21 protein-coding genes are annotated in these 24,152 nt (G+C 44.0%); 14 read left to right on the top strand and 7 right to left on the bottom strand.

The genetic code is table 11. The features are described 5' to 3' along the window. Window positions 1-39: 39 nt before the first annotated feature. Genes gatB through gatC form a run of 3 tightly spaced genes read right to left on the bottom strand, consistent with a single transcriptional unit; the run spans window position 40 to window position 3,247 of the window. On the bottom strand, window positions 40-1,485 hold the full coding sequence (gene gatB / locus CCS02_RS02890) for an Asp-tRNA(Asn)/Glu-tRNA(Gln) amidotransferase subunit GatB (RefSeq protein ID WP_100635688.1): 1,446 nt from the start codon (window positions 1,483-1,485) through the stop codon (window positions 40-42). 2 nt (window positions 1,486-1,487) lie between these two features. Further along, complete coding sequence (gene gatA / locus CCS02_RS02895; RefSeq protein WP_100635690.1) at window positions 1,488-2,948, bottom strand: Asp-tRNA(Asn)/Glu-tRNA(Gln) amidotransferase subunit GatA; 1,461 nt, start codon at window positions 2,946-2,948, stop codon at window positions 1,488-1,490. An 11-nt stretch (window positions 2,949-2,959) separates the two neighbouring features. Next, window positions 2,960-3,247 carry an Asp-tRNA(Asn)/Glu-tRNA(Gln) amidotransferase subunit GatC gene (gene gatC / locus CCS02_RS02900; protein WP_072840935.1) on the bottom strand — a complete coding sequence of 96 codons (288 nt, stop codon included), beginning with the start codon at window positions 3,245-3,247 and terminating at the stop codon, window positions 2,960-2,962. Between the two features lie 236 nt (window positions 3,248-3,483). Here gatC and CCS02_RS02905 point away from each other — a divergent pair, with 236 nt between their 5' ends. The 8 genes from CCS02_RS02905 (at window position 3,484) to CCS02_RS22450 (ending at window position 12,961) form a co-directional block, all read left to right on the top strand. Further along, complete coding sequence (locus CCS02_RS02905; RefSeq protein ID WP_012069640.1) at window positions 3,484-4,527, top strand: rod shape-determining protein; 1,044 nt, start codon at window positions 3,484-3,486, stop codon at window positions 4,525-4,527. A 46-nt stretch (window positions 4,528-4,573) separates the two neighbouring features. Beyond that, complete coding sequence (gene mreC, locus CCS02_RS02910) at window positions 4,574-5,377, top strand: rod shape-determining protein MreC (RefSeq protein ID WP_072840921.1); 804 nt, start codon at window positions 4,574-4,576, stop codon at window positions 5,375-5,377. After that, complete coding sequence (gene mreD / locus CCS02_RS02915) at window positions 5,377-5,850, top strand: rod shape-determining protein MreD (RefSeq protein ID WP_072840922.1); 474 nt, start codon at window positions 5,377-5,379, stop codon at window positions 5,848-5,850. The genes mreC and mreD overlap by 1 nt, the downstream gene beginning before the upstream one ends. Window positions 5,851-5,870: 20 nt before the next feature. Continuing rightward, window positions 5,871-6,479, top strand: a complete 609-nt coding sequence (locus CCS02_RS02920; RefSeq protein WP_100635692.1) for a Maf family protein — start codon at window positions 5,871-5,873, stop codon at window positions 6,477-6,479. Continuing rightward, a complete protein-coding gene (rng, locus tag CCS02_RS02925) occupies window positions 6,472-7,926 on the top strand; it encodes a ribonuclease G (RefSeq protein WP_072840924.1) in 1,455 nt (484 codons plus the stop codon). Before CCS02_RS02920 ends, rng begins: the two co-directional genes overlap by 8 nt. 17 nt (window positions 7,927-7,943) lie before the next feature. After that, window positions 7,944-11,762 (top strand): YhdP family protein, encoded by a 3,819-nt coding sequence (locus tag CCS02_RS02930; RefSeq protein WP_100635693.1) that lies wholly within the window; start codon window positions 7,944-7,946, stop codon window positions 11,760-11,762. Then, window positions 11,762-12,595: a carbon-nitrogen hydrolase family protein gene (locus CCS02_RS02935; protein ID WP_100635695.1), complete on the top strand. Its 834-nt coding sequence runs from the start codon at window positions 11,762-11,764 to the stop codon at window positions 12,593-12,595. The genes CCS02_RS02930 and CCS02_RS02935 overlap by 1 nt, the downstream gene beginning before the upstream one ends. Before the next feature lie 231 nt (window positions 12,596-12,826). Next, a complete protein-coding gene (locus CCS02_RS22450) occupies window positions 12,827-12,961 on the top strand; it encodes a hypothetical protein (RefSeq protein WP_269800421.1) in 135 nt (44 codons plus the stop codon). 168 nt (window positions 12,962-13,129) lie between these two features. Here the strand turns inward: CCS02_RS22450 and CCS02_RS02945 are convergent, their stop codons facing one another. The 3 genes from CCS02_RS02945 to CCS02_RS02955 all read right to left on the bottom strand — a co-directional run bounded on the left by CCS02_RS02945 (window position 13,130) and on the right by CCS02_RS02955 (window position 16,119). Continuing rightward, entirely contained in the window at window positions 13,130-13,669 is a 540-nt protein-coding gene (locus tag CCS02_RS02945) for a cyclophilin-like fold protein (protein ID WP_100635698.1), read from the bottom strand. 42 nt (window positions 13,670-13,711) lie between these two features. Further along, the gene (locus tag CCS02_RS02950) at window positions 13,712-14,917 is read right to left on the bottom strand and encodes an MFS transporter (protein ID WP_100635700.1); all 1,206 of its coding nucleotides are present in this window, start codon (window positions 14,915-14,917) and stop codon (window positions 13,712-13,714) included. Between the two features lie 95 nt (window positions 14,918-15,012). After that, window positions 15,013-16,119 (bottom strand): alpha/beta hydrolase, encoded by a 1,107-nt coding sequence (locus CCS02_RS02955; RefSeq protein WP_100635702.1) that lies wholly within the window; start codon window positions 16,117-16,119, stop codon window positions 15,013-15,015. Between the two features lie 267 nt (window positions 16,120-16,386). On the opposite strand from CCS02_RS02955, the gene CCS02_RS02960 reads away from it, so the two are divergent. Then, window positions 16,387-17,298: an AraC family transcriptional regulator gene (locus CCS02_RS02960; RefSeq protein ID WP_100635703.1), complete on the top strand. Its 912-nt coding sequence runs from the start codon at window positions 16,387-16,389 to the stop codon at window positions 17,296-17,298. Window positions 17,299-17,423: 125 nt separating this feature from the next. Here CCS02_RS02960 and CCS02_RS02965 read toward each other — a convergent pair whose 3' ends face one another. Continuing rightward, the gene (locus CCS02_RS02965) at window positions 17,424-18,281 is read right to left on the bottom strand and encodes an endonuclease I family protein (protein ID WP_012069651.1); all 858 of its coding nucleotides are present in this window, start codon (window positions 18,279-18,281) and stop codon (window positions 17,424-17,426) included. 267 nt (window positions 18,282-18,548) lie between these two features. On the opposite strand from CCS02_RS02965, the gene CCS02_RS02970 reads away from it, so the two are divergent. From CCS02_RS02970 to tal, 5 genes are read left to right on the top strand one after another with little or no spacing between them, the layout of a single operon-like run. Next, window positions 18,549-18,773 carry an SHOCT domain-containing protein gene (locus CCS02_RS02970; protein ID WP_012069652.1) on the top strand — a complete coding sequence of 75 codons (225 nt, stop codon included), beginning with the start codon at window positions 18,549-18,551 and terminating at the stop codon, window positions 18,771-18,773. 16 nt (window positions 18,774-18,789) lie between these two features. Next, entirely contained in the window at window positions 18,790-21,183 is a 2,394-nt protein-coding gene (locus tag CCS02_RS02975) for a phosphoketolase family protein (RefSeq protein WP_198515318.1), read from the top strand. Next, window positions 21,176-22,255 (top strand): class I fructose-bisphosphate aldolase, encoded by a 1,080-nt coding sequence (locus CCS02_RS02980; protein ID WP_100635705.1) that lies wholly within the window; start codon window positions 21,176-21,178, stop codon window positions 22,253-22,255. Before CCS02_RS02975 ends, CCS02_RS02980 begins: the two co-directional genes overlap by 8 nt. Continuing rightward, window positions 22,255-22,971, top strand: a complete 717-nt coding sequence (locus CCS02_RS02985; protein WP_100635706.1) for an HAD family hydrolase — start codon at window positions 22,255-22,257, stop codon at window positions 22,969-22,971. The genes CCS02_RS02980 and CCS02_RS02985 overlap by 1 nt, the downstream gene beginning before the upstream one ends. Continuing rightward, window positions 22,968-24,146 (top strand): transaldolase, encoded by a 1,179-nt coding sequence (gene tal, locus CCS02_RS02990; RefSeq protein ID WP_198515319.1) that lies wholly within the window; start codon window positions 22,968-22,970, stop codon window positions 24,144-24,146. The genes CCS02_RS02985 and tal overlap by 4 nt, the downstream gene beginning before the upstream one ends. The last annotated feature ends 6 nt before the right edge of the window (window positions 24,147-24,152 follow it).

Genomic DNA, 24,152 nt, shown 5'->3' on the forward strand with positions numbered 1-24,152 from the left:
AATCACTGAGAGTTGTTATGTTACAAGCGGCTTAAAGGGTTATCCTTTCAGCATTTTGGCAAGGATAGGGTTCACTAGACCTGGATTCGCTTTGCCTTGAGATGCCTTCATAACTTGTCCAACAAAGAAGCCAATCATCTTTTTCTGCTTGTCTTCGTCAGCGGCTCGATATTGCTCAACTTGAGCAGCATTGGCGTCTAAAATGGTTTGGATCATGGCCTCAATGGCGCTTGTGTCTGTTACTTGTTTTAGGCCTTTCGCTTCGATAATCTCATCCGCCGACCCTTCACCGTTCCACATCGCTTGGAAAACGTCTTTTGCGGTTTTGCCGTTGATGGTGTCATCCTTGATTCGAACCAATAATTCGCCAAATGCTTGAGCGTTGACTGGAGAGTTTTCGATGTCTAGCTGTTCTTGGTTAAGTAGCTTGCTCAGCTCACCCATGACCCAGTTAGTTGTCAATTTAGCGTCTTTCACTACATCGTTGGCATTTTCAAAGAATTCTGCCATGGCGCGAGAGGATGATAGAACGCTTGCATCGTACTCGCTGAGTGCATATTCGCTTTGAAAGCGTGCTGCCTTCTGGCTTGGTAGTTCGGGTAAGCTGGTTTTGATGTCGTCAACGTATTCTTGTGTTAATACCACGGGCAGTAAATCTGGGCATGGGAAGTAACGGTAGTCGTTAGCGTCTTCTTTGGAGCGCATACTACGAGTTTCATTTTTCTCTGGATCGTACAGACGAGTTTCCTGAATGATGCGACCGCCGTCTTCTAGAATATCGGCTTGACGCTCAATTTCAGTGTAAATGGCTTTTTCGATAAATCGGAAAGAGTTAACGTTTTTGATTTCGGTACGGGTGCCGTATTCTTTTTGGCCTTTTGGGCGTAGCGATAGGTTGATGTCACAGCGCATTGAGCCTTCCGCCATGTTGCCATCGCAAATACCAAGATAAGTGACGATAGAGTGAATCATCTTGACGTAAGCTACCGCTTCTTTTGCTGAGCGAATGTCTGGCTCAGACACAATTTCTAGCAATGGTGTGCTGGAGCGGTTTAAATCTATGCCTGTCATGCCTTGGAAATCTTCATGCAAAGATTTGCCTGCGTCTTCTTCAAGGTGGGCGCGAGTGATGCCAACACGAGAAGTGGTGCCGTCTTCTAGCATTACGTCTAGGTAGCCTTTACCAACAATGGGGTGATCCATTTGGCTGGTTTGGTAGCCCTTTGGAAGGTCTGGATAGAAATAGTTTTTACGGGCAAACACCGATGTCATGCCAATTTCAGCGTTGATGGCATGGCCGAACATAACCGCCATGCGCAAAGCCTCTTTGTTAAAAACGGGTAGTGCGCCAGGCATGCCTAAATCGACAAGTGTTGTTTGTGTATTTGGTTCTGCGCCAAAACCAACGGCTGCGCCAGAAAATAGTTTTGATTTTGTAGAGAGCTGAGTATGAATCTCAAGGCCAATAACAACTTCCCAGTTCATGCTTATGCTCCTTTTGCCATAGTTGGTGTTTGTAGATGCCAATCAGTGTGTTGCTGATACTGATGCGCTACGTTTAATAGCTTGGCTTCGGCAAAGTAGTTACCCATTACTTGAAGTCCAACTGGCATGCCATTAGCAAAGCCTGCTGGAACAGACATCGCTGGAATGCCTGCAAGGTTAACGGATAGCGTATAGATGTCTTCTAGGTACATAGCAACAGGATCGCTGGTTTTGCTACCAAGACCAAATGCGGTGGTTGGTGCAACAGGACCCATGATGACGTCAACTTCTTCAAGGGCTTTAACAAAGTCTTCTTTTATGAGTCGGCGAATCTTTTGTGCTTTCAAATAGTAGGCATCGTAGTAGCCTTCTGATAATGCGTAAGTACCAACCATGATGCGTTTTTGTACTTCTGTACCGAAGCCCTCAGCGCGAGAACGCGTGTACATATCGAGTAAATCTTTTGGGTCGTCACAACGGTGGCCAAATCGAACGCCGTCAAAGCGGGATAAGTTTGAAGAGGCTTCAGAAGGCGCAATGACATAGTAAGATGGAATGCTAAGTTGCAAGTTAGGTAGTGAAATCTCTTTTACTGTTGCCCCTTGTTTTTCAAACTCTTTCACAGCGGCCATAATAACGTCAGCGACTTGTGAATCTAGGCCTTCACCAAAGTATTCTTTTGGTAAGCCAATTTTTAAGCCACTTAGTGGTGCATTTAGATTTGCTAAATAGTCGTCTGCTGGTTTGTCTGCAGAAGTGGAGTCTTTTTCGTCAAATCCTGCCATGGCTTGCATCAAATGTGCGCAATCTTCTGCGCTTTTCGCCATTGGGCCGCCTTGGTCGAGGCTTGATGCGTACGCAATCATACCAAAACGAGAAACACGACCGTAAGTCGGTTTAAGGCCTGTGATACCACAGAAAGAAGCTGGTTGGCGAATTGATCCGCCAGTGTCGGTACCTGTTGCGGCAACAGCCAATCCCGCGGCAATAGCTGCAGCTGAGCCGCCAGATGACCCACCAGGAACCATGTCTAAGTTCCAAGGGTTTTTCACCGCACCGTAAAAGCTGTTTTCGTTAGAAGAGCCCATAGCGAACTCATCCATGTTGGTTTTACCCAACATGACGGCGCCAGCTTGTTGAATGCGGCTGGTGACAGTGGATTCATAAGGTGGAATGAAGTTATGCAGCATCTTGGAGCCGCAAGTTGTTAACGTGCCTTCCGTACAGAATAGATCTTTATGGGCAACAGGGATGCCTGTCAAACTGGTGCCTTTTCCGCTTTGAAGAAGTATGTCGGCCGCTGCTGCTTGTTCTAAGGCGCGTTGTTCGCTGACGGTGATGAAACTATTTAGTTGTGGGTCAAGTTTGGCTATACGCGCTAAGAAAAGGCGGGTTAGCTCAACACTGGAAATATCTTTGTTGCGTAATTTTTGTGCTAATGTCGAGATGCTTTGTTCGAACATGCTTGTCTCTCTTAATCGATCACTTTTGGTACAAGGAAAAGGCCGGCTTCAGTCTGCGGTGCGTTCGCTAGGAATGCGTCACGGCGGTTTTCTTCGGTGACTATGTCCTCTCTCAATCTTTGGGTCATTTCAAGCGGATTGGAAAGTGGTTCAACGCCATCGGTATTAACAGATTGCATTTGTTCAACAAGTGATAAAACGCTAGAAAGCGATTGCTGGTATTGATCGGCATCAGCCTCAGTAAGAGCGAGGCGTGCCAAGTGTGCAATTTTTTGCACGTCTTGTTTGTCTATGGACATGTTCCACCTGATATTTTGATTATCGTAAATGGCCGCCATTGTATCTCTTAGTTGTATTGCTATAAAGCGAAGAGGGGGAAAAACAGGGCTTATTTTTTATTTATTAAATTTTTTTTAGTAAACAATGAAATACATAGGAACTTTTTTAAGTTTTACACTGAATCAACTTGCCCATTGGCCCCGTGGTTGTTACATTTTGACGCTGTTCGTATCGTATTATCAGGGTGTAAGAATTCATGTTTAAGAAAATCAGGGGAATGTTTTCAAGCGATTTGTCCATTGACTTAGGAACGGCAAATACCCTTATTTACGTTCGTGGCCGTGGGATTGTGCTTGATGAGCCATCAGTAGTTGCCATTCGTCATAATGGAAATCAGAAAACAGTAGCATCAGTTGGTACCGATGCGAAGCGTATGCTAGGCCGTACTCCAGGTAACATTACGGCTATTCGCCCGATGAAAGATGGCGTTATCGCTGATTTTCATGTCACAGAAAAAATGTTGCAGTATTTTATTTCCAAAGTTCACGAAAATAGTTTTTTGAAACCAAGCCCGCGTGTTTTGGTTTGTGTACCTTGCAAATCTACACAGGTTGAGCGTCGAGCCATCAAAGAATCTGCGTTGGGCGCAGGCGCTCGTGAAGTTTATATTATTGAAGAACCAATGGCTGCGGCGATTGGTGCTGGCCTTCCTGTTGCGGAAGCATCAGGTTCTATGGTGATTGATATCGGTGGTGGTACTACTGAAATCGCTATTATTTCCTTGAATGGCATCGTGACATCTGAATCCATTCGTGTTGGTGGTGATCGCTTTGATGAAGCAATTACAACTTATGTTCGTCGTCAATATGGCAGTTTGATTGGTGATGCAACTGCAGAACGAATCAAGACTGAAATCGGTATGGCTTACCACACTGGTGAAGAGTTACAGATCGATGTTCGTGGTCGTAACTTGGCCGAAGGGATTCCACGCTCTTTTGTTTTGAGCAGTACTGAAATTCTAGAAGCACTACAAGAACCTTTGGCGCAAATTGTTCAGGCTATTAAAGGTGTTCTTGAGCAGTCTCCACCAGAATTGGCTGCAGATATCGGTGAAACTGGTTTGGTGTTAACTGGCGGTGGTGCGTTGTTACGTGAAATCGACCGTTTAATCAGCGAAGAAACTGGCTTGCCAGTTATTATTGCTGATGATCCACTAACTTGTGTTGCTCGTGGTGGCGGTATGGCCCTAGAGTTAATGGATAAGCACGCATCTGAGCTTTTTACTGCAGACAATGAGTAAAAGTTAGGAGCGCACCATTAAAAATTCGCTTCAGTATAGTGGCAAGGTGTCTAGCACTCGTTTTGTTGTGCTGGTTATTTTGTCTATGGCGATGATCATTGCAGATGTTCGTTACTCTGTTTTCTCACAAGCAAGGCCTTATTTGACCTTGCTTGTGACTCCTATCCAGGTTGTGGTGAATACGCCTCAGAAAATGCTTAATTGGGCTGGTGAGCATCTTGCAAGTAGAGAAGGATTGGTAAAAGAGAATCAATCCCTGCAATCAGAAATTTTGTTACTGCGCAGTCGCCAGCAGCGTCTCGATTCCCTCCAAGCAGAAAACGTTCGTTTGCGCGAGTTGCTAGATGCTTCTCAACGTGTAGATGAAAAGATTGTTATGGCGGAAGTTATTGGTTTTGATCAGAATGCGTACAGCCATAAATTAATGATAGATAAAGGCTTTTCCTCTGGTGCCTACGTTGGTCAGCCTGTTTTAGACGCAACTGGTGTATTGGGACAGGTTGTAGAAACAGCGGCATACAGTAGTCGAGTATTATTGATTGCCGATGCGAGCCATTTTGTTCCTGTACAGCTTACTAGAACAGGGTTTAGAGGCATTTTGAGAGGCACAGGAAGCTTGAAACGTTTAGAGCTAATGAGTGTTCCTCGATCTGTTGATATAAAGAAGGGCGATATTTTAACCACTTCAGGGTTAGATAAACGTTTTCCGAGTGGCTACCCTGTAGGTGTGGTTAGAAGTGTTAAGTACACGCAAGGTAAGGCTTATGCAGATGTTGACGTCGTTCCTTTAGCTCAGTTGGGACGTAGCCGTCATGTCATGCTCATTGAAAAGCCGAAGGCAGGGCGATAATGAAACCGATTTTTGTTTTTTGTATTACTCTGTTGACGGCTTTAATGCTTGAAGCTATGCCTTTTCCTGAAGAGCTTGTTTGGTTCCGCCCTGAATGGGCATTGCTGGTTATTCTTTATTGGGTTATTGCTTTGCCATTCCGCGTAGGTGTTGGCTTGGCTTGGTTTCTGGGTTTAATGGTCGATTTATTGCAGGGCGGCATAATAGGTCAACACTCGTTGACGTATGTCATTATTGCCTATACATGCGCTGTGTTTTACAAGCGATTGCGAATGTATCATCGTTGGCAACAGGGCTTTTTTATCTGCTTGCTAGTCAGTATTAATCAGCTTGTTGATTTCTGGATCGATCACTATCTTGGTCATGCTGAGCCGACCTTAATGATCTTTATGCCTGCGGTTATTACTGGGCTATTGTGGCCTTGGTCATTTATTATTTTGCGTAGCGTACGGCGCATTTATGCTATCCGTTAGGCCGTTTTTAGGGAAAGTTTATGCTTGTTTTGGCTTCAGCTTCGCCAAGAAGAAAAGAGCTACTTAGCCTCTTGGTGAAAGAGTTTGAGGTTTTGCCTGCCGATATAGATGAAACTCCAAATCATCAAGAAAAGGCTGAAGAATATGTTGTGCGTATGGCGATTGAAAAAGCGAAAGCGGCATCATTGAAATATCAGCAGCAAGCAGACGTTAACACGTCAGCTATTTTTATAGCCTCAGACACAAGTGTTGTGGTTGATGGTTGTATCTTAGGTAAACCCGCGTCTCTTGAAGACTCCAGATCGATGTTAAGGCTGCTTTCCGGCCGCTCTCACCAAGTTATTACCTCTCTTTGTCTTTGTAATTTAGAACATGAGCATGTCGCAACAAAATGTGTTACCAGCGACGTGCTTTTTCGTGAAATCTCAGATGTTGAAATAGATCAATATTGGAAAACTAACGAACCTAAAGATAAAGCTGGCTCTTATGGCATCCAAGGGCTAGGGTCAGTGTTTGTTCGCTCTATTTCAGGATCTTACTCGGCAGTCGTTGGGCTACCACTTTATGAAACGGCGCAATTATTAACCCAATTTGGAATTCATTCACTAGAGGAAATGTCTCATGAGTGAAGATGTACTCATTAATGTTACTCCTATGGAGATTCGGGTTGCTCTAGTTGAAAACGGTGTATTGCAAGAAGTTTACATTGAGCGCTCAAGTCGTAAAGGAATTGTTGGTAATATTTATCAAGGTAAGGTGGTTCGTGTCTTGCCTGGTATGCAGGCAGCTTTTGTAGACATTGGTCTTGAAAGAGCGGCGTTTATACATGTATCAGAAGTCGTAAATCGTGATGCTGTTAACCCAAGTGATCAGATAGGTGATTATTTGCGTGAAGGGCAATCGCTTGTGGTTCAAGTGACGAAAGACCCTATTAGTTCTAAGGGGGCGCGTTTAACCACTCATCTGTCTATCCCTTCTCGTTACCTAGTTTATATGCCAGATCAAGCGCATGTCGGTGTAAGCCAAAGAATAGAAGACGAAGTTGAGCGCGAACGTCTTAAGTCATTAGTATCAGAAGCTCTAACGGATGCTGATGAAAACAGTGGCTATATATTACGAACCGCTGCCGAACGAGCCGGCGAAGAAGAGATTCTTGCTGATATCAAATTTCTAACACGATTATGGCAGTCTGTTAAGCGCCGTATGCAAAATGCCAAAGCACCTTCTATTATTTATGAAGATCTACCTCTGCATTTGCGTACTATGCGAGATTTGGTGGGATTAACAACGGAAAAAATCCGCATAGATTCTAAAGAAAACTACGCCAAGCTTCGGGCATTTGCCGAAGACTTTATACCTGAGTTGAGAGATCGTATTGAATACTACCCGGGTGAGCGTCCAATTTTTGACCTATACAGTGTTGAAGATGAGATTCACAAAGCATTAGACCGTAAAGTGCAGTTGAAATCTGGTGGTTATTTGTTGGTTGAGCAAACCGAATCAATGACCACTATAGATGTGAATACCGGTGCTTTTGTGGGTAGTCGTAATCTTGAAGAGACTATCTACAAAACCAATCTTGAAGCTGCGACAGCAATAGGGCGACAGCTCAGATTAAGAAACCTTGGTGGCATTATCATCATCGACTTTATTGATATGGAAGATGAAGAACATAAACGTCAAGTGTTGCGGATGCTCGAAAAAATATTAGACGCGGATCATGCCAAAACCAAAATCACTGGTGTCTCGGAACTTGGTTTAGTAGAAATGACAAGGAAAAGAACTCGCGAGAGTCTTGGTCAGACTTTGTGTGAGCCTTGTCGGTCTTGTCGTGGCAGTGGTTTGGTAAAAACGCCTGAAACCGTTTGTTATGAAGTATTTCGTGAAATTTTAAGAGCAGATCGTGCTTATAATTCGCAAACCTATACCGTTTTGGCGGCAAGCACAGTAGTAGAACGTTTCCTTGATGAGGAAAGTGCTGCCGTTGCTGAATTGGAAGCTTTTATTGGTAAGACGATTCGTTTTCAAGTGGACTCTGTCTACACGCAAGATCAATATGATGTTGTTTTGCGCTAGCAAAAAAAGGCCTTAAGATGCGTTGGTTGTTGCGTAAACTGATCCTTTTTATTTTTTGGGGAGCAATTGCTTTCTCGGCATTGCTTGCTATTTTTGCTGTAAGTGTTGGGCAGTTGCTGCCTTATCTAGACCATTATCGTCCTCAAATAGAGCATAATCTTCAACAAATTATGGGCTATCCCGTTACGCTAGAAGAAATTGGTGGTCGCCTTGAAGGTGTTGATCCAACAGTATCTATTAGTGGATTTCATTTGCAAGCAAATGGCCAATCTGCGATCACTGTTAATGAAATGCGAGTGCGATTAGATACGGTTAAGTCACTTCTTACTTTGAGCCCTCAGTTCACCTACATTCGATTTGTACGGCCTAAAGTTGGTTTGCAGGAAAGCGATGGTCAGTGGCGACTAAATGGCGCGACACCTTCGCGTAATGTCGGCAATGAAGTGGGTGTTGAACGTGTTTTAGATTATTTATCCGCACAAAGAAATTTTTCTATTTATGACGCTGAATTGGAAATTGACAGTGATCAATTTGGTCAGCATTCAGTACGCATTCCGCATGTATATATATTTCAAAAGTCGTTTGAATCGTTATTAACGTCAGAGCTCTATTTAGACGACTATCAATCCCCTTTTCATTTAGACGCTCGCATTGATCAGACTCGTAGTTTACTGGGTAATTATCGAGTTAAAGCATCGATTAAAGCACCATTATTTTCCATTCCTTTAAATGATATGTTACCAGATAATCCTTATTCGCTATCTTCTATAGAGTTTGGTGGTGATATTTGGTTGGATGCGTTAGTTGGCAAGGAACTAGAAGTAAGAACTGAGGCAACGCAGTTAAATGTGGCGTTTGATGATGGCCAGAAATATGAGGTGACATCCTCTATTAAGCTTCGATATTCTCAAAAGCATCCGAGTGTACGGATGGATGTTCACGACATGCTCGTCAAAGATAAAGATGGCTTAAATTATCCGACAACGGATCTATTATTTGACTGGTCGTCGGTGACTAATCGCTCGAATATCAGCTTTGCGCGAGCGGATTTAGGTTTAGCATATAAAATCGCGGCTCATTTTTTGCCTGAAGATACAAATGCATCAAAAATTTTGAACGGACTTGAACCAAGTGGAATGGCCAAAAATGGTTCTGTTAGCTTATGGCGTGAAAATGATGAATTGTCTTTTCAATTTTTAAGTAATCTACAGTCCGCTTCTATCAAAGGTTATAACGGTATTCCCAAGGCAAGTAATATTAATGCTGTGCTTAGCCTTTCTGATGAAAGCGGCTATGTCGATTTTCGCGGCAGAGACAGTGAAATAGCTTTCGACACTATATATGACGAGTCTTGGCGTACCAGCTTTTTGTCAGGTTATGTTAGCTGGCAGCAACAGCAAGATGTTTTCTTGGTCGAAGGTCGTGATTTAGTCGTCCAACGTAATGGCGCGAATGTAAGTGGTGGTTTTCGATTAGAAGTGCGTGACACTGAACCTGATTGGATTGCATTGGATTTACATGGCAGTAATCTCTCGGTTACGGATCGTTTAACGTATCTTCCTCCAAAAGCTCTTAGTGATGATGTCATGTCATGGATAAAAGGGGCATTTGCAGATACAGGTAAAGTAGACAATGTTGATGTCTTAGTTCAAAGCGAATTATCTGATGATGCTGAACCACATGTTCGTGTACAGTTAGATGTAAGTAATGCAGATGTGACGTTTGATGAAAATTGGCCTACAGCAACTAACGTAAATGGCTTTTTTGAATTTGATGAAGTTGGTGTTTCGGTTCAGGTCAAATCAGGTAATTTACTTGATTTACCTGTCAACAATTTATTATTAACGGTTCCTATTTCGAATGGCTCTGCTGATTGGTTAAACCTTAAAGGGAAGGTTAGTAATAACGCGCCGCTTATATTAGCAACCTTGAGGGCAACTCCACTGGCAGACTCAGTTTTACAGCCATTTGCCAATTGGCAATTGGACGGTAAAGTCAAAGGTAGTTTTGATGTTGCCGTTCCCTTTAAAGAAGGCGCTGAACCAAAAGTGCAATTGGATCTTGATTTCAAAGACAACCTTTTAGCGATCAATGATATTGACCTTTCTACCCACGTTACAAATGGGCACTTAAGCTATAGTTCAGAGCAAGGTATAACCAATTCAGAATTTGATTCTCAGGTCTTGGGCGGCTCATCACATCTTATACTATCGTCGGCTGTAGCATCTAACGGTGGGCTTGCTGTCTTCGGCGATTTTTCAGGTGACGTTGATGTAAAGCAGGTAGCAGCTTGGCAGAAATTACCAGAAGCAGCACTCAAAAAAGTATCTGGTAAGGCAGCTTATACTGGGCGCTTATCGGTTAATCAGTCGCAAGATGGTCAAGTTGATTTAGTGATTGATAGTGATTTGCTTGGTGCAAACATTAACTTGCCTGAGCCTGTTGGTAAAAATGCAGTAGAAGCCAAAGCATTGCATATAAAAGTGATGCAGCACGAAAAAGATATTGTTATTGATGCGGATTATGCGACCTTATCCAAGGCAAGAATTTTGCTGCAAGATAGTAAATTTGCGGGTGGAGAGGTGATTTTAAATGGCGGAAAAGACCAAACTTTAAATGCCAAAATTCCGAAAGGATTGGTTCTAATCGGTGACTTTGATCGATTCTATGTTCAAGATTGGCAATCCGCTTTTACTGATTTATCCAGTGATGTATCAACGTCTTCGGAGGGCGCTGAGGTTCCAGATGTCCCTGAATGGCTAAGTAAAGTAGACCTAATTGTTGATGAAGTAATCGTTAATCCTAGTAACACTTGGCACAACTTTAAAGTAGCTTATAACTCGGCGACAAATAAGTCGTTATTTGTTAGTTCTGATGAAATGAACTTTTCTTTACTTAATAAAGATGGAACTCCAGATCTGCATTTTGGATTTTTAAGTTGGAACACTTCACCAGCTGACCCTTCTGAGCCTGAATCTAAGTCATCGCCGATTTCAGCAAAACAAATACCTAATATGACCTTGTCAGTTGATCAGCTATATTTTAATGAAAATCCTTATGGTGATTGGCAATTAGCTATTTTCAGAGAGGGCGATGTTGTTCGCATAGATCCTATTTCGTCTAAATTACAAACAGGTAGTCTTAAAGGTAGTTTATTTTGGCAAGACAAAGGAGACAATTCCAGTGTCGAGCTAGCAATGGCGGCAAGTGGTGCTGATCTAGCAGAATTGACGAAAAAGTTTTCGAATGATGCATTTGTATCCTCTAAAAAATACAAATTTGATGTCGGTTTGAGCTGGAAAGGGCATCCGTTCTACTTTGATCGTGAGTCTGTTTCGGGCCGTATTAGCTTCTCGGCTGAAGATGGTAATTTTAGTAAAGTAGATGAGTTACCGGCATTCTTAAAAGCATTAGGTATCTTTAATATTGGCGCGCTTAGTCGACGTTTATTATTAGACTTCTCTGATGTGTACGAACCAGGTTTAACTTATGACAAATTTAGTGGCGCACTTTCTCTTGATAAGGGAATTTTAAAAACCACATCACCTATTTCAATTATTGCTCCTTCAGCTGAGTTGGTTGTTACTGGGGAAGCTAATATTGTGACTGAAACATTAAATGAAAAGCTGACCGCAACTTTTCCTTTAACAGGAACTCTTCCATTGGCTGGATTGTTATGGGGCACACCACAATTAGCTGGATTACTATTTATTACTGACAAATTAATCGGTGATCAGTTGTCAAAAGTAACCAGTGTGCAATACAAAGTAGAAGGCTCATTTAATGACCCTGTTATGACGCCGATCCGCTATCAACCATTAGAGAAAACGAAATAATGAGTACTTTATGTGTTGCTGCTATTCAATTAACTAGCACGATAAGTTGGCAAGACAACTTACATGAAGTGAAGCATATTGTTGCTTCTGCAGCAAGAGACGGTGCTCGATTGGTTGTATTACCAGAAAACGTATTTTTGTTTCATGGTAAAGGAATGCGAAGCCTAGCTGAATCTGATGATCAGAGCGTCATATTCAAAGAAATATCAGCACTTGCTCAAGAACACTCAATCTATCTTGTGGTTGGATCGCATCCTTCGCTATTAAGACCCAGCGGCGATCTGGTTGCAGATGAACGAGTAAGACAAACATGTTGGGTTATTGGGCCTGACGGTCTCTTACATGAGCGCTATGATAAAATTCATTTGTTTGATGTAACCGTTGATGATAAAGCTACGTCTTACAAAGAGTCCGGAGTTATTGAACCGGGAGAGTTGGCTTTAAAAGTAATTGACGTAGATGGTTTTAAAGTAGGTCTGAGCATTTGTTACGACCTGCGCTTTCCGGAGCTCTACCGAGAATTGACTAAGTTAGGCGCTGAAGTATTGTTAGTACCAGCAGCATTTACTTATGTAACTGGAAAAGCACACTGGGATATTCTTTTGGCCGCACGAGCGATCGAGAATCAGTGTTACGTTCTTGGCGTTGGTCAATGTGGTTGGCATAATGAAACTAGACAAACCTATGGTCACAGTGTTCTGTACTCTCCATTCGGCGAACGTCTAGCCTCTTTAGAAGAAGAGCCTGGGTATTTCGTTTTTAATATGGCAAAGACGGCATTAAGTAATTGTAGACAAAAAATGCCTTGTCTTTCACACCGTAGACTCCCATAACAAGCCTTCCCCCAAGCCTTCTTAAGACCTTTGAGAGGGCATCAATTTTAAAATAATCACTATAGATTATAGAAATATTAATTCAGATTATTTGCTTTTACCAAATCAGATATTCCCTGCTAAGCTTAGTATTCCTGCTTGATTAGCCTGAGAATGGAGGGCTGTCTGATGTATCTACAAACTACACAAATCATAACACTACCAAGTACTATTTTTATCTCGGAGTCAGCCATGGCTAGCCATTATTCTCTTAGTGATGAATACAGCGAATATGATGAATATGACGACGAAGGGGATGATGAACCATATTATGGTGATCCAAGTGATAGCGATGATGACTTCTGGGATGACTCAAACGACGATTGACTATTAGAGAACTGTCGATAAGCATTTTTAGTTCTTACAGGGTATTGTTGTTGCGCAACTTATTATACTAAGAGCCTCTGATGAGGCTCTTTTTTTACCTTTTTAGCCGTTTTTTCGTTGATCGATAAGCGTAGATTTATTGGAGTAACATCTAATAATCGTTAGACGTTACTCTTTGGAAAATGTTATCTGTACATCTCTCCGCCCCAATTCTTGTGTTAGATCGGCAGCGTCTTCTATATGCCCAATACGTGTGTATGAGTATGAAGTATTAAACGTTTTATAGAAGACAACCATAGTGCGCGATCCCCATAACATTAGATCCCCGTTATTAATTGTGCCAGGTCGATAGGTATCAGTTGACAGTGCTTTTGGTAAATCGGCTTCCTTCTCGTTACTGTTCAGATCATCCATGTCTAGGGTTAGCGGTAACATAGCCGCAAATTCACGTGCCGCATCAGTGTCGGCTAAGGTCGCTGCGAAACGATGTTCTCCAATGGTTATCCATATGCGTGATTCCTCCGAGTTTATGGATGCTGGTTGAGCAGCGACAGGTTTTGTTGTTGACTGCGCTGTATAGCCTTTACCGATCGTCAGTAAAAGCAGCAATGAAAGGCCAACTCGCTTCAGAATTCTTACATGCTGACGGCCCGTAATTAAGATTGAAATGTTTGCTTTATCCGAATAGGTTTGAAATGATTTATTCATAATAGGGCCCTCGTTATTTTATTTTGTATATAGATAGGTACGTTACTGTATTGGCATGCGAGACGCTTGAAACGTCAGAAAGGCGCTAATGAGTAAGACAGCAGCACTTGCAATAAAGGTGCTTTGGTAGCCGTCTGCGTCGAAGAGGATGCCGCCTATTGTCGAACCCAATGCAATGGATAATTGAACCACTGCAACCATCAGACCGCCGCCAGCTTCTGCGTTATGTGGCATTGCTTTCGCCAGCCAAGTCCACCAAGCGACAGGTGCAGCAGTTGCGAATAGCCCCCACATTGCCAGTAATAAAGCGACAGGTGCAACATCGCTTCCAGCCGGAATCAGCATTACAGCAATTGCTGCCATAAAAACGGGAATGCCAATAAGCAGACCATATAAAGTACGTTTTAGTATTGAGCTGATGATTAACGTACCGATAAACCCTGAAAATCCAATAGTAAGTAATAGAAGCGATAGTGTTGATACGCTGGTTTGTGTGACGGTTTCAAGGAAAGGGCGTAGATAAGTGAAGAGGGCAAACTGACCCATAAAGAAGGCGCCACATCCAGCCATACCATAGGCAACCGCGCGGCTTTTTAGTGCCTTGAGAATATTGCCGGAACCTGGTTCGCGTGCCTTTCCCTTCATAGAGGGTAATGCGATCCACTGCCAAATTAAAGTGATTAGTGCGATGGGAATGATAGCTAAAAATGCGCCTCGCCATCCTACGATAGAGCCCAAATAACTCCCCAATGGTGCGGCAATTACTGTTGCCAGTGCATTGCCACCATTAAAAATGGCCAGAGCTTTAGGTACTTTATTAGATGGAACTAATCGAATCGCCATGGCGGCGGACATCGACCAAAATCCACCGATGACTACGCCGATGAGCGCACGACCAAGCATATAGGTCGGATAATTTGGCGCTAGCGCGACAATGCTTCCAGAGATCCCCATCAAGACTGTTAGCATCAGCATTAACTTTTTGCGGTCCATAGTGCCAATTAGCATAGGCAGTAAAAGGCTGGTTAGTACGGCAAAGGCGCCAGAAATCGCAATACCTTGGCCAGCCATTCCTTCCGTAATTTGTAAGTCGCTGGCAATGGGTGTTAGCAGACTAACAGGCATAAATTCGGACGCTATCAGCGTGAATACGCATAGCGACATGGCAAAAACGCCACTCCAATGAGCCGTGTTATCAGTCTTGTCTGTTGATGTTCCATCATGAATATCAGATGTGGTGAGTGCCATAGTTTTGTGTTACGCCTTGTTTTCTAGAAAAAAAGCACCACGCGAGCTCAAAGAGCCGCATGGTGCAGAAGTTACTTCAACTATTTTGATGCCGATTAGGCTAGGTGTTGCTTAAAGAAGCTTGTTAGCTTGTCGAATGGGATGACATCTACTTGATCATATAAATCAACATGGCTTGCCTCAGGAATGATCATCATCTCTTTTGGTTCCGCCGCATTTTCATAGGCTGTTTTGCCCATATAAAGCGAGTGCGCCTTTTCGCCATGGATGAACAAAACCGGGCGAGGAGAAATCTCAGATATATAGGTTAGTAACGGCATATTCATAAAGGATAATGGCGTCGTCTGTGACCAAGCGTTACCAGAATTCACCGCACGTGGGTGATAGCCACGAGGTGTCATGTAGTAATCATGATAGTCGACCATGAATTGCGGCTCGCCACCTTTTAATACGTTGTAGGGTGCTTGGTAAGCTGGAGCTGCTTTACCTGCATCTTCCCAACGTTGTTGGCTTAATTGTTTCAGTCCTTGGGTACGCTGTTCTACGGTAACACTGTCGTTATAGCCTTTTGACATAACACGAGTCATGTCATACATAGTGCTGGCGACTACTGCTTTGACACGTTTATCGACAGCAACCGCATTCAATGCCATACCACCCCAACCACAGATGCCGATTATTCCGATACGTTCACGATCCACATTGGCTTGCATCCCAATACAATCAACTGCCGCGCTAAAGTCTTCTGTATTGATGTCTGGCGAAGCAATGTTACGAGGCTCACCACCACTTTCACCTGTATAAGATGGATCAAAAGCAAGAGTGACGAAGCCACGCTCTGCCATTATTTGAGCATAAAGACCAGAAGATTGTTCTTTCACCGCACCGAAAGGGCCACCAACGACAATGGCTGGTAATTTGCCAGACGCATTTTTTGGTTGGTAAAGATCAGCGGCAAGGGTAATACCATAGCGGTTCTTGAACGTTATTTTTTTATGATTAACCTTGTCACTTTTGGCGAATTTTTTATCCCATTCATCGCTTAGTTTTATTGATGACTGAGCAAAGGTTTTGCCAGTAGTTAGAGAAGCAACGCCTAGTGCAACCATACCTGCGCCAGTTAGTTTCATCATATTGCGACGTCCCTCATCAGGAACATCCTTTTCAGTTAAAACATTTGTAATTTCAGTATGTTTATCCATGGTCATTCTCCAGATAAGTAAGTTAGGCAAAACGGTTGTCGATCACAAAGAGGCATTGAACATCGTTTTTCTGAAAGCATTCATTAGCATCTAGTTTTACAGCTCTGGGTATTTGGGGGTTAGCAGGATCCTGCCTGATTCTTGCCTGATACTCCTGAATGGCAGAATTTCACGTGACCTAGGGTAGTGCACTAATTATTATGGAAAGATCATATTTTGATGATATTCAATGCGACTCAACGCACTCAAAAGACTAGAAGTAAATACATGAATAGAGATATCAGCAGCATACAAAAAGACTTGGCTAAGGCTATCGAAGAAAAAACAATAGGGCAGGAAGATTGCGCTACGTTAATCGAAAATCTATCTTTTTTTCGCCGAGAAGTAATAACGGAACCTTGTCCTTGCACGATTGAAGCAAGTGTTCTTTTTGTCGTTCAAGGCACTAAGCAGTTGTTGGTCGGGGAGCAAAACTTCATTTATGACACTCAGCATTTTTTATTGAACTCACTCGATTTGCCTGCAAGTTCACAAGTGCTCGATGCCAGTTCAGATCTTCCTTGCTTAGGGCTAATGCTCAAGCTAGATATGCTACTTATGGCAGATATTATTGCGCAAAATGGCATGCCTCCTCCTTATGAAAGTTCTATTAGTGGAAGCTCGGCAATAGGAACGGTTACTTCATCGTTATTGGAGCCTTTTACTCGTTTATTGGCTTTACTTGATGAGCCTGATGCCATAGCCACGTTATCTCCTCTCATTGTGAGAGAGATTCATTATCGACTGTTGAATAGTGATCTAGCGGGTCGGCTTTGGCAGATTGCCTCGACAGGTAGTCAGGCCCACAGAATTTCACGAGCCGTCACTTGGCTTAGAACACATTATGCAAAATCCTTTCAGATTGAAGAGTTGGCTGCTTATGTTCAAATGAGTAGCACCACTTTGTACCATCATTTTCGTGAACACACAGCGATGAGTCCTTTGCAGTATCAGAAATGGTTACGCCTGAACGAAGCGAAGCGCTTGATGCTAAATGACAGTCTTGATGCTTCAAGTGCAGCATTCAAAGTAGGTTACGAAAGTCCTTCTCATTTCAGCCGCGAATATGCTCGCCTCTTTGGGCAATCGCCAAAGCGACATATCGAAGCATTACGAAAAGGGGCTGAGTCTAATATTTGACGAATCGCCACGAATGTAAACAAATTTCGTCTGTTTTACCTGATCTTTGTCTAGAACGTCGGTTGGGCTTTTTCTATGAGCGCCGGTGAAACTCTGATTTAGCCCTTCGTTTTATTTGTACAAAGCTATTTCGTTGAGCACTCTTTCCCCCATATTCCATCCACAAACTCTGGATGATCGATAAACGGATTTCGATTTCCTTGTAGTTGTTGTACTCGGTCGTTACGGCGTTTTTCAAAGGCGGTGACGGGGAATTTGTCGTTCCACGCTACGAGTGTACAAAGGTCGCCGATGCTGGGTTGGCCGCTTTGTTTGTCATTGCCTTTGGTTATGATTAAGTCGGGCATGTTTTCTGGTGATGCGTCGTCGCCAGCTTCGTATCGAGCAGCCATGTAAAAGACCATACGGGCGATTTGGCCCTTGGCGTGGTCGGTTGGTTCGAAGGATTCTTTGTTTTTATCTAGGTAGGCGCCAGACAATACTTTGCTGCCGTTAGCTAGCTCATCGTAAATCGCTTCGCCGCCCATGCCATAGCCATAGTTGCTGTGCGCGCCGTTTAGGTTGCGGTCAGCAGGGCGCAGGTGATGAAGGTCTGTGTAGCCGTCTTGGCTTTGTTTAGCAAAGCCGCGGGATTTTGGCCAAACGTGTTCTCTGTCCCACGCATCGTCTTTGCTTTTGCCTCGGTTTGCTTGGTTGATGTTTCTCACGTCATCTAGGTAAAGCATTTGCACTAGGCCGCATTTTGGTTTGTCATCTGGGCAGGCGGAATCGGTGTAAACCAGTGCTTCCCACACGTCGATATTCTTACCGTCGTACCAATCGGTATTTCCACTTTGTGTGTACTTCAGAGGTTTTTGACCATCAATGATGCTGTGCAGTTTTGCTTTGAGCGCATCGCCTGTTAACTCTTCTGTACCATCGTAATAACCCGCCGACGCATATGCCGAAAAAAACATAAGAAAAACAAACGCTTTGCGCCACATAACAAGACCTCATTTGGATAATGCGAGAATTGTAGGGAAGTGCAGGGTGTTTAGATTCTGGGGATTTGAAAGGATTTGTTAGCAAATGTGTGTTCTACGTAAAGACTTGATCTTGATCATATTAAATGGGCTTTTTCTTCTATCTTTGATGATGAATTTTTAAACGTTCGTTACCGCACAGAATCTCGTCTTTCTATCGTTATAGAGTGAACTATCGAGTTTGTTTGAAAGTCACCTGATTTTCGACGTTTTGACATGGAGATTGATATGTATAACGAATATTGGAACGGTTGGGGCTGGGTGCTGTGGATTGGTTTTTGGTTTTTGCTGATTTCTAGTTTTGGCCATTGGGGTTACAGCTATCGATCTAATCGACGTTACTTTGCGCAAGCCAATAAAACGGCGCTGGATATATTGAACGAGCGTTATGCTCGCGGTGATATCGAACAAGCAGAGTTTTCTCGCATCAAGAAAGAAATCGCCAGCAAATAATAGGGAGCATCTCACTGTGCCAAAAACTACGATGCAAACCGCAGCACTAGCGCCGGATCAACTGAGCCTAATAGACAGATACTGGCGAGCCAGTAATTACTTGTCGGTTGGGCAAATTTACCTTCACGATAACCCGCTATTGTCGCGGCCTTTGGTCTTGGCTGATATAAAACGTATCTTGCTTGGTCACTGGGGCACGACCCCCGGACAGAATTTTATCTACGTACATTTGAATCGCATTATTAAACAATACGATTTAAGCATGATTTATATCTCTGGCCCCGGTCATGGTGGTCCTGCCGTGGTGTCAAATACGTATTTGGAAGGCAGTTACAGCGAGATTTATCCTGATATAAGTCAAGACACAGTCGGCCTACAAAAGCTGTTCAAACAGTTTTCTTTTCCCGGTGGCATTCCCAGCCATGCGTCACCCGAATGTCCCGGTTCCATCCATGAAGGTGGAGAATTGGGTTATTCATTAAGTCACGCCTTTGGTGCGGTATTTGATAATCCAGAATTAATCGCTGCCTGTGTGGTGGGTGATGGCGAAGCTGAAACAGGGCCTTTGGCGACCGCTTGGCATTCTAATAAGTTTCTAAATCCAATTACCGATGGCGTGGTTTTGCCCATTTTGCATTTGAATGGCTACAAGATCGCGAATCCAACTGTTCTGGCTCGAATCAGTCACCAAGAGCTAGAGCAGCTATTTCGTGGTTATGGTTGGCATCCAATTTTTGTCGAAGGCAGTGATCCTGACTATATGCATAAAGCCATGTCGACAGCGCTCGACTTTGCGGTACGGGAAATCAAGGCGATCAAATTGAACGCCCAAGAAAATAGAGTATTTGAACGTCCCTGTTGGCCGATGATTATTCTAAAATCTCCAAAAGGCTGGACGGGCCCTAAGATAGTCGATGGCGTGCAGATCGAAGGCACTTTTCATGCTCATCAAGTGCCAATATCTAATCCAGAATCGAAACCAGAACACCTGCCATTAATCGAAGAATGGTTGCGCAGTTATCGCCCTCAAGAATTATTCGATAGTCTTGGCCGTTTGTTACCAGAGTTAGCCGAGCTTGCGCCGAAAGGTGAACGCCGCATGGGAGCGAACCCTCATGCCAACGGTGGTTTGCTACTGAAACCCTTACAAATGCCAGATTTTCGTGATTACGCTTGTGCGGTGCCGAAACACGGCGTGCGCGGTGTTGGTGATACTCATGTGCTCGGGCCATTTGTGCGAGATGTGATTAAGCTTAACCAAGAGAACTTTCGAGTATTTGGCCCAGATGAAACAATTTCTAATGGGCTTGAGGCGGTGTTCGAAACCACTAATCGACAATGGGAAGCGACCACAAAAATTAATGACGAATACCTAGCTCCCAATGGTCGCGTGATGGAAATGCTTAGCGAACACCAGTGTCAGGGCTGGCTAGAAGGCTATTTACTGACTGGCCGACACGGCTTATTTAATTGCTACGAAGCTTTTATTCATATCGTTGATTCCATGTTTAACCAGCACGCGAAATGGCTAAAAGTCACCGCTGGTTTGTCTTGGCGACCTAAGATCGCCTCGTTGAATTATCTATTGGCGTCTCATGTTTGGCGTCAGGATCACAATGGCTTTACTCACCAAGATCCGGGTTTTATCGATCATGTGGTGAATAAAAAAGCCGACATAGTCCGAGTCTATTTGCCACCAGATGCCAACTGTTTGCTTTCGGTGATGGATCATTGTTTGCGCAGCAAGCATTACGTCAATGTGGTTGTTGCCGGAAAGCATCCAGCGCCGCAATGGTTGGACATGGACGCCGCAGCGAAACATTGTGCGGCAGGCATTGGCATTTGGGATTGGGCAAGTAACGATACCGAGTTAAGTAATCATGCCGAAACAGATATCGTGATGGCTTGTTGTGGCGATGTACCAACGCTAGAAACCTTAGCGGCTGTATCTATTTTGCGAAAGCATTTACCCACGTTGAATATTCGTGTGGTGAACGTAGTGGATTTAATGAAGCTGCAGCCTCAAACCGAGCATCCACATGGTTTGAATGATGCCGAGTTTGATCTTTTGTTTACCGAAAATAAACCGGTGATTTTTGCCTTTCATGCTTATCCATCGCTCATTCATAAATTAACTTATCGCCGTACCAATCATCGCAATATCCATGTTCGTGGTTACAAAGAAGAAGGCACGATCACTACAGCGTTTGATATGACAGTGCTTAATGACATGGATCGTTTTCATCTCGTGATTGATGTGATTGACCGACTACCGCAAACCGGCGTGAAAGGCGTCGAACTGAAACGCATGTTGAGTGAAAAACTGATTGAGCACCGTCAGTACATCAACCAATACGGTGTCGATATGCCGGAAATTCGTGATTGGAAATGGAGCGATAAGGATGAATGATTCGGGCTCATCTAGCCAAGCAATCGGTTCTACAAGTCACTTACTAGAAACCGCAAAGCGCTTGATGGCTGATGATAAAGGCTTGCTCGCGATGGACGAAAGTGTGGCGACGTGCAATCGCCGCTTTGCCAAATTGGGTATAGCGCAAAGCTTAGAGATGCGACGTGCTTACCGAGAATTGATTGTCACCACACCAAGATTAAGCGATAGCATCAGCGGTGCGATTTTGTTCGATGAAACCATTCATCAACATACTCAAGATGGCACGCCCTTCATAAATGTACTGATTGACGCGGGCATTATTCCCGGTATCAAAGTAGATGCTGGGGCAGTAGATATGGCTGGGTATCCGGGCGAAAAAGTCACCGAAGGCTTGGACGGTTTACGTGAACGGTTGGAAGCTTATGCCCTGATGGGCGCGCGCTTCGCAAAATGGCGGGCGGTATTCAGCATTGATGTCGACGCTATTCAAACAAGGGTTATCAATAGAGTCACGCCATCTATAGCCTGTATTGAAGCCAATGCTCATGCTCTCGCGCGTTATGCGGCCTTATGCCAAGAAGCGGGGCTGGTGCCGATTGTCGAGCCTGAAGTGATGATTAATGGCAGTCACACCTTACAACAATGTGCGCAAGTGACGGAATCTGTCTTACAGGCGGTTTTCCAACACTTGAATGAGCAAGGTGTTTTGCTGGAAGGTTTGCTGTTAAAACCCAGCATGGTGTTGCCCGGATTGCTATGTCCTGTACAGGAAAGTGTCGAGACAGTTGCCGATATGACGGTGAGTTGTTTGTTGCGTACTGTTCCTGCGGCGGTGCCGGGCATTGCTTTTTTATCCGGTGGACAAACGCCCGAAATGGCCTCGGCACGTTTAAATGCCATGAATAGCCGATACAAATCCCGTTTGCCATGGGCACTGACGTTTTCATTTTCTCGCGCGATTGAACTGCCCGCGTTAGAAGTTTGGCTCGGACAAGATGACAATGTTGAGGCAGCACAAAAAGTCTTGCAGCAAGGAGCGGCCAACGATAAAGCAGCGCGCCGCGGCGAATATTCCGCTGCTGCTAACTAATGGTGGATAGTAGCGCAACAGACGAGATTGTTTTTCTGCTGGATGTTGATAACACCTTGCTCGACAACGACCATATTTTGGTGGAATTAAAAGCGTTTTTAATTCGTGAAATCGGTGAGGAAAACAGCGCTCGTTATTGGGTGATATTCGAAACGTTACGCACAGAACGCGGTTATGCGGATTATCTAGGCGCGCTGCAACAGTATCGACTTGAACATCTTGATGATGCTCGAGGGCTCTTAATCGCTGAGTTCTTTCTTGATTATCCGTTTGTGGATCGGCTTTATGCCGATGCATTGGCACTCATTAAACATCTGCAAACCCTAGGCAAAACCGTCATTTTGACCGATGGAGAAGCCGTCCTGCAGCCGCGCAAAATCAAGCGTTCAGGGTTATGGGAAGCAGTGGATGGTCAGGTGTTAATTTATATCCACAAAGAAACCATGCTCGATGCGGTCGAGCAACATTATCCAGCCCAGCGTTATGTCATGGTAGACGATAAATTGCGTATTTTGACCGCCATGAAACGCGTTTGGGGAAGCCGGCTTACTACGGTTTTTCCAAGGCAAGGTCATTACGCTCACGATCCAGAAAAGGCACATCCTTATCCAGCTGCCGATGTCACTATTGAACACATCGGCGAGCTGATTCATCACGATTTTTGTATTGGTCTTGGCGCAGCAGACATTCGTTCTGCGTCATTGGAGGAATTATGAAACCTATAAAAGACAGCAATCCTTTTGAAGATGACTTTTTATCTGAAAGCATAAGTGCGACCAAGCAATTGCACATGCTAGGTCAAAGTATCTGGCTTGATAACATTACTCGCGAGCTGCTAAACAGCGGCACTTTGCAGCACTATATTGATCATCTGAGTGTGACAGGACTAACATCGAATCCGACCATTTTCGACAAAGCAATAAAAGACGGTGATAACTATAACCAAGCTATCGCAGAAAAAGCTGCCAATGGTCTATCGGGTGAAGCGCTGTTTTTCGAATTAGCGCTGGAAGATTTAACTCGTGCGGCGGATTTATTACGCCCCATCTTTGATAACACCGATGGAATGGACGGTTGGGTCTCGTTAGAAGTCTCACCACTTTTGGTGAACAATACTGCTGGTACAGTTGCGGCGGCGGTGGATTTGCATAAACGCGCTAAACGCTCCAATTTGTTTATCAAAATTCCCGGTACTCCAGCAGGCTTAGCGGCCATTGAAGAAACGATTTTTGCGGGTGTTCCCGTTAACGTGACCTTGCTGTTTTCCAGCGAGCAATATCTCGCCGCGGCCGAGGCTTATATGCGCGGCATCGAGCGCCGAATTGCAAAAGGACTTGATCCAAAAGTTGGCTCGGTTGCTTCGTTGTTTATCAGTCGTTGGGATGTTGCCGTTAATGACAAGGTTTCATCTAATCTGCGTAATCGTCTTGGTATCGCAATCGCCCAACAGGCTTACAAGACCTATTGTGAACTGCTAGCAGCGCCACACTGGCAATCGCTAAAGGCGGCTGGTGCTCAATCACAACGCTTACTTTGGGCCAGCACAGGCAGCAAAGATCCAACGATTTCTGACTCTTATTACGTCTCAGCACTCGCTGCGCCACACACCATTAATACGATTCCAGAAAAGACATTACTAAGCTTCTCGAAAGACGGCGCCTTGTCTAGCGTGATGTCGATTGATGGTGTTGATGCTGAAAGCAAGCTGTTGGAATTCGCCGTAGAAGGCATCGATGTTGGCGCATTGGCTGATCAGCTCCAACAAGAGGGCGCAGACGCTTTTACTCAGTCTTGGAACGATTTATTGACAGTCATAGAGCAAAAAAGTCAGCAAGTAAAAACCAGTACGTCAAAAAATAGTAAATCAGAAAACGACGAAGCGCCTTTTTAACGATTT

Origin of the sequence: Marinomonas sp. ef1 (assembly GCF_002806845.1) — a bacterium.
In the GTDB taxonomy this organism is placed as follows: Bacteria; Pseudomonadota; Gammaproteobacteria; order Pseudomonadales; family Marinomonadaceae; genus Marinomonas; species Marinomonas polaris.

Coding starts and splice junctions, on each gene's coding strand:
- gatB (WP_100635688.1), bottom strand. CDS start 1,485: ATGAACTGGGAAGTTGTTATTGGCCTTGAGATTCATACTCAGCTCTCT.
- gatA (WP_100635690.1), bottom strand. CDS start 2,948: ATGTTCGAACAAAGCATCTCGACATTAGCACAAAAATTACGCAACAAA.
- gatC (WP_072840935.1), bottom strand. CDS start 3,247: ATGTCCATAGACAAACAAGACGTGCAAAAAATTGCACACTTGGCACGC.
- CCS02_RS02905 (WP_012069640.1), top strand. CDS start 3,484: ATGTTTAAGAAAATCAGGGGAATGTTTTCAAGCGATTTGTCCATTGAC.
- mreD (WP_072840922.1), top strand. CDS start 5,377: ATGAAACCGATTTTTGTTTTTTGTATTACTCTGTTGACGGCTTTAATG.
- CCS02_RS02920 (WP_100635692.1), top strand. CDS start 5,871: ATGCTTGTTTTGGCTTCAGCTTCGCCAAGAAGAAAAGAGCTACTTAGC.
- rng (WP_072840924.1), top strand. CDS start 6,472: ATGAGTGAAGATGTACTCATTAATGTTACTCCTATGGAGATTCGGGTT.
- CCS02_RS02930 (WP_100635693.1), top strand. CDS start 7,944: ATGCGTTGGTTGTTGCGTAAACTGATCCTTTTTATTTTTTGGGGAGCA.
- CCS02_RS02935 (WP_100635695.1), top strand. CDS start 11,762: ATGAGTACTTTATGTGTTGCTGCTATTCAATTAACTAGCACGATAAGT.
- CCS02_RS22450 (WP_269800421.1), top strand. CDS start 12,827: ATGGCTAGCCATTATTCTCTTAGTGATGAATACAGCGAATATGATGAA.
- CCS02_RS02945 (WP_100635698.1), bottom strand. CDS start 13,669: ATGAATAAATCATTTCAAACCTATTCGGATAAAGCAAACATTTCAATC.
- CCS02_RS02950 (WP_100635700.1), bottom strand. CDS start 14,917: ATGGCACTCACCACATCTGATATTCATGATGGAACATCAACAGACAAG.
- CCS02_RS02955 (WP_100635702.1), bottom strand. CDS start 16,119: ATGGATAAACATACTGAAATTACAAATGTTTTAACTGAAAAGGATGTT.
- CCS02_RS02960 (WP_100635703.1), top strand. CDS start 16,387: ATGAATAGAGATATCAGCAGCATACAAAAAGACTTGGCTAAGGCTATC.
- CCS02_RS02965 (WP_012069651.1), bottom strand. CDS start 18,281: ATGTGGCGCAAAGCGTTTGTTTTTCTTATGTTTTTTTCGGCATATGCG.
- CCS02_RS02970 (WP_012069652.1), top strand. CDS start 18,549: ATGTATAACGAATATTGGAACGGTTGGGGCTGGGTGCTGTGGATTGGT.
- CCS02_RS02980 (WP_100635705.1), top strand. CDS start 21,176: ATGAATGATTCGGGCTCATCTAGCCAAGCAATCGGTTCTACAAGTCAC.
- CCS02_RS02985 (WP_100635706.1), top strand. CDS start 22,255: ATGGTGGATAGTAGCGCAACAGACGAGATTGTTTTTCTGCTGGATGTT.
- tal (WP_198515319.1), top strand. CDS start 22,968: ATGAAACCTATAAAAGACAGCAATCCTTTTGAAGATGACTTTTTATCT.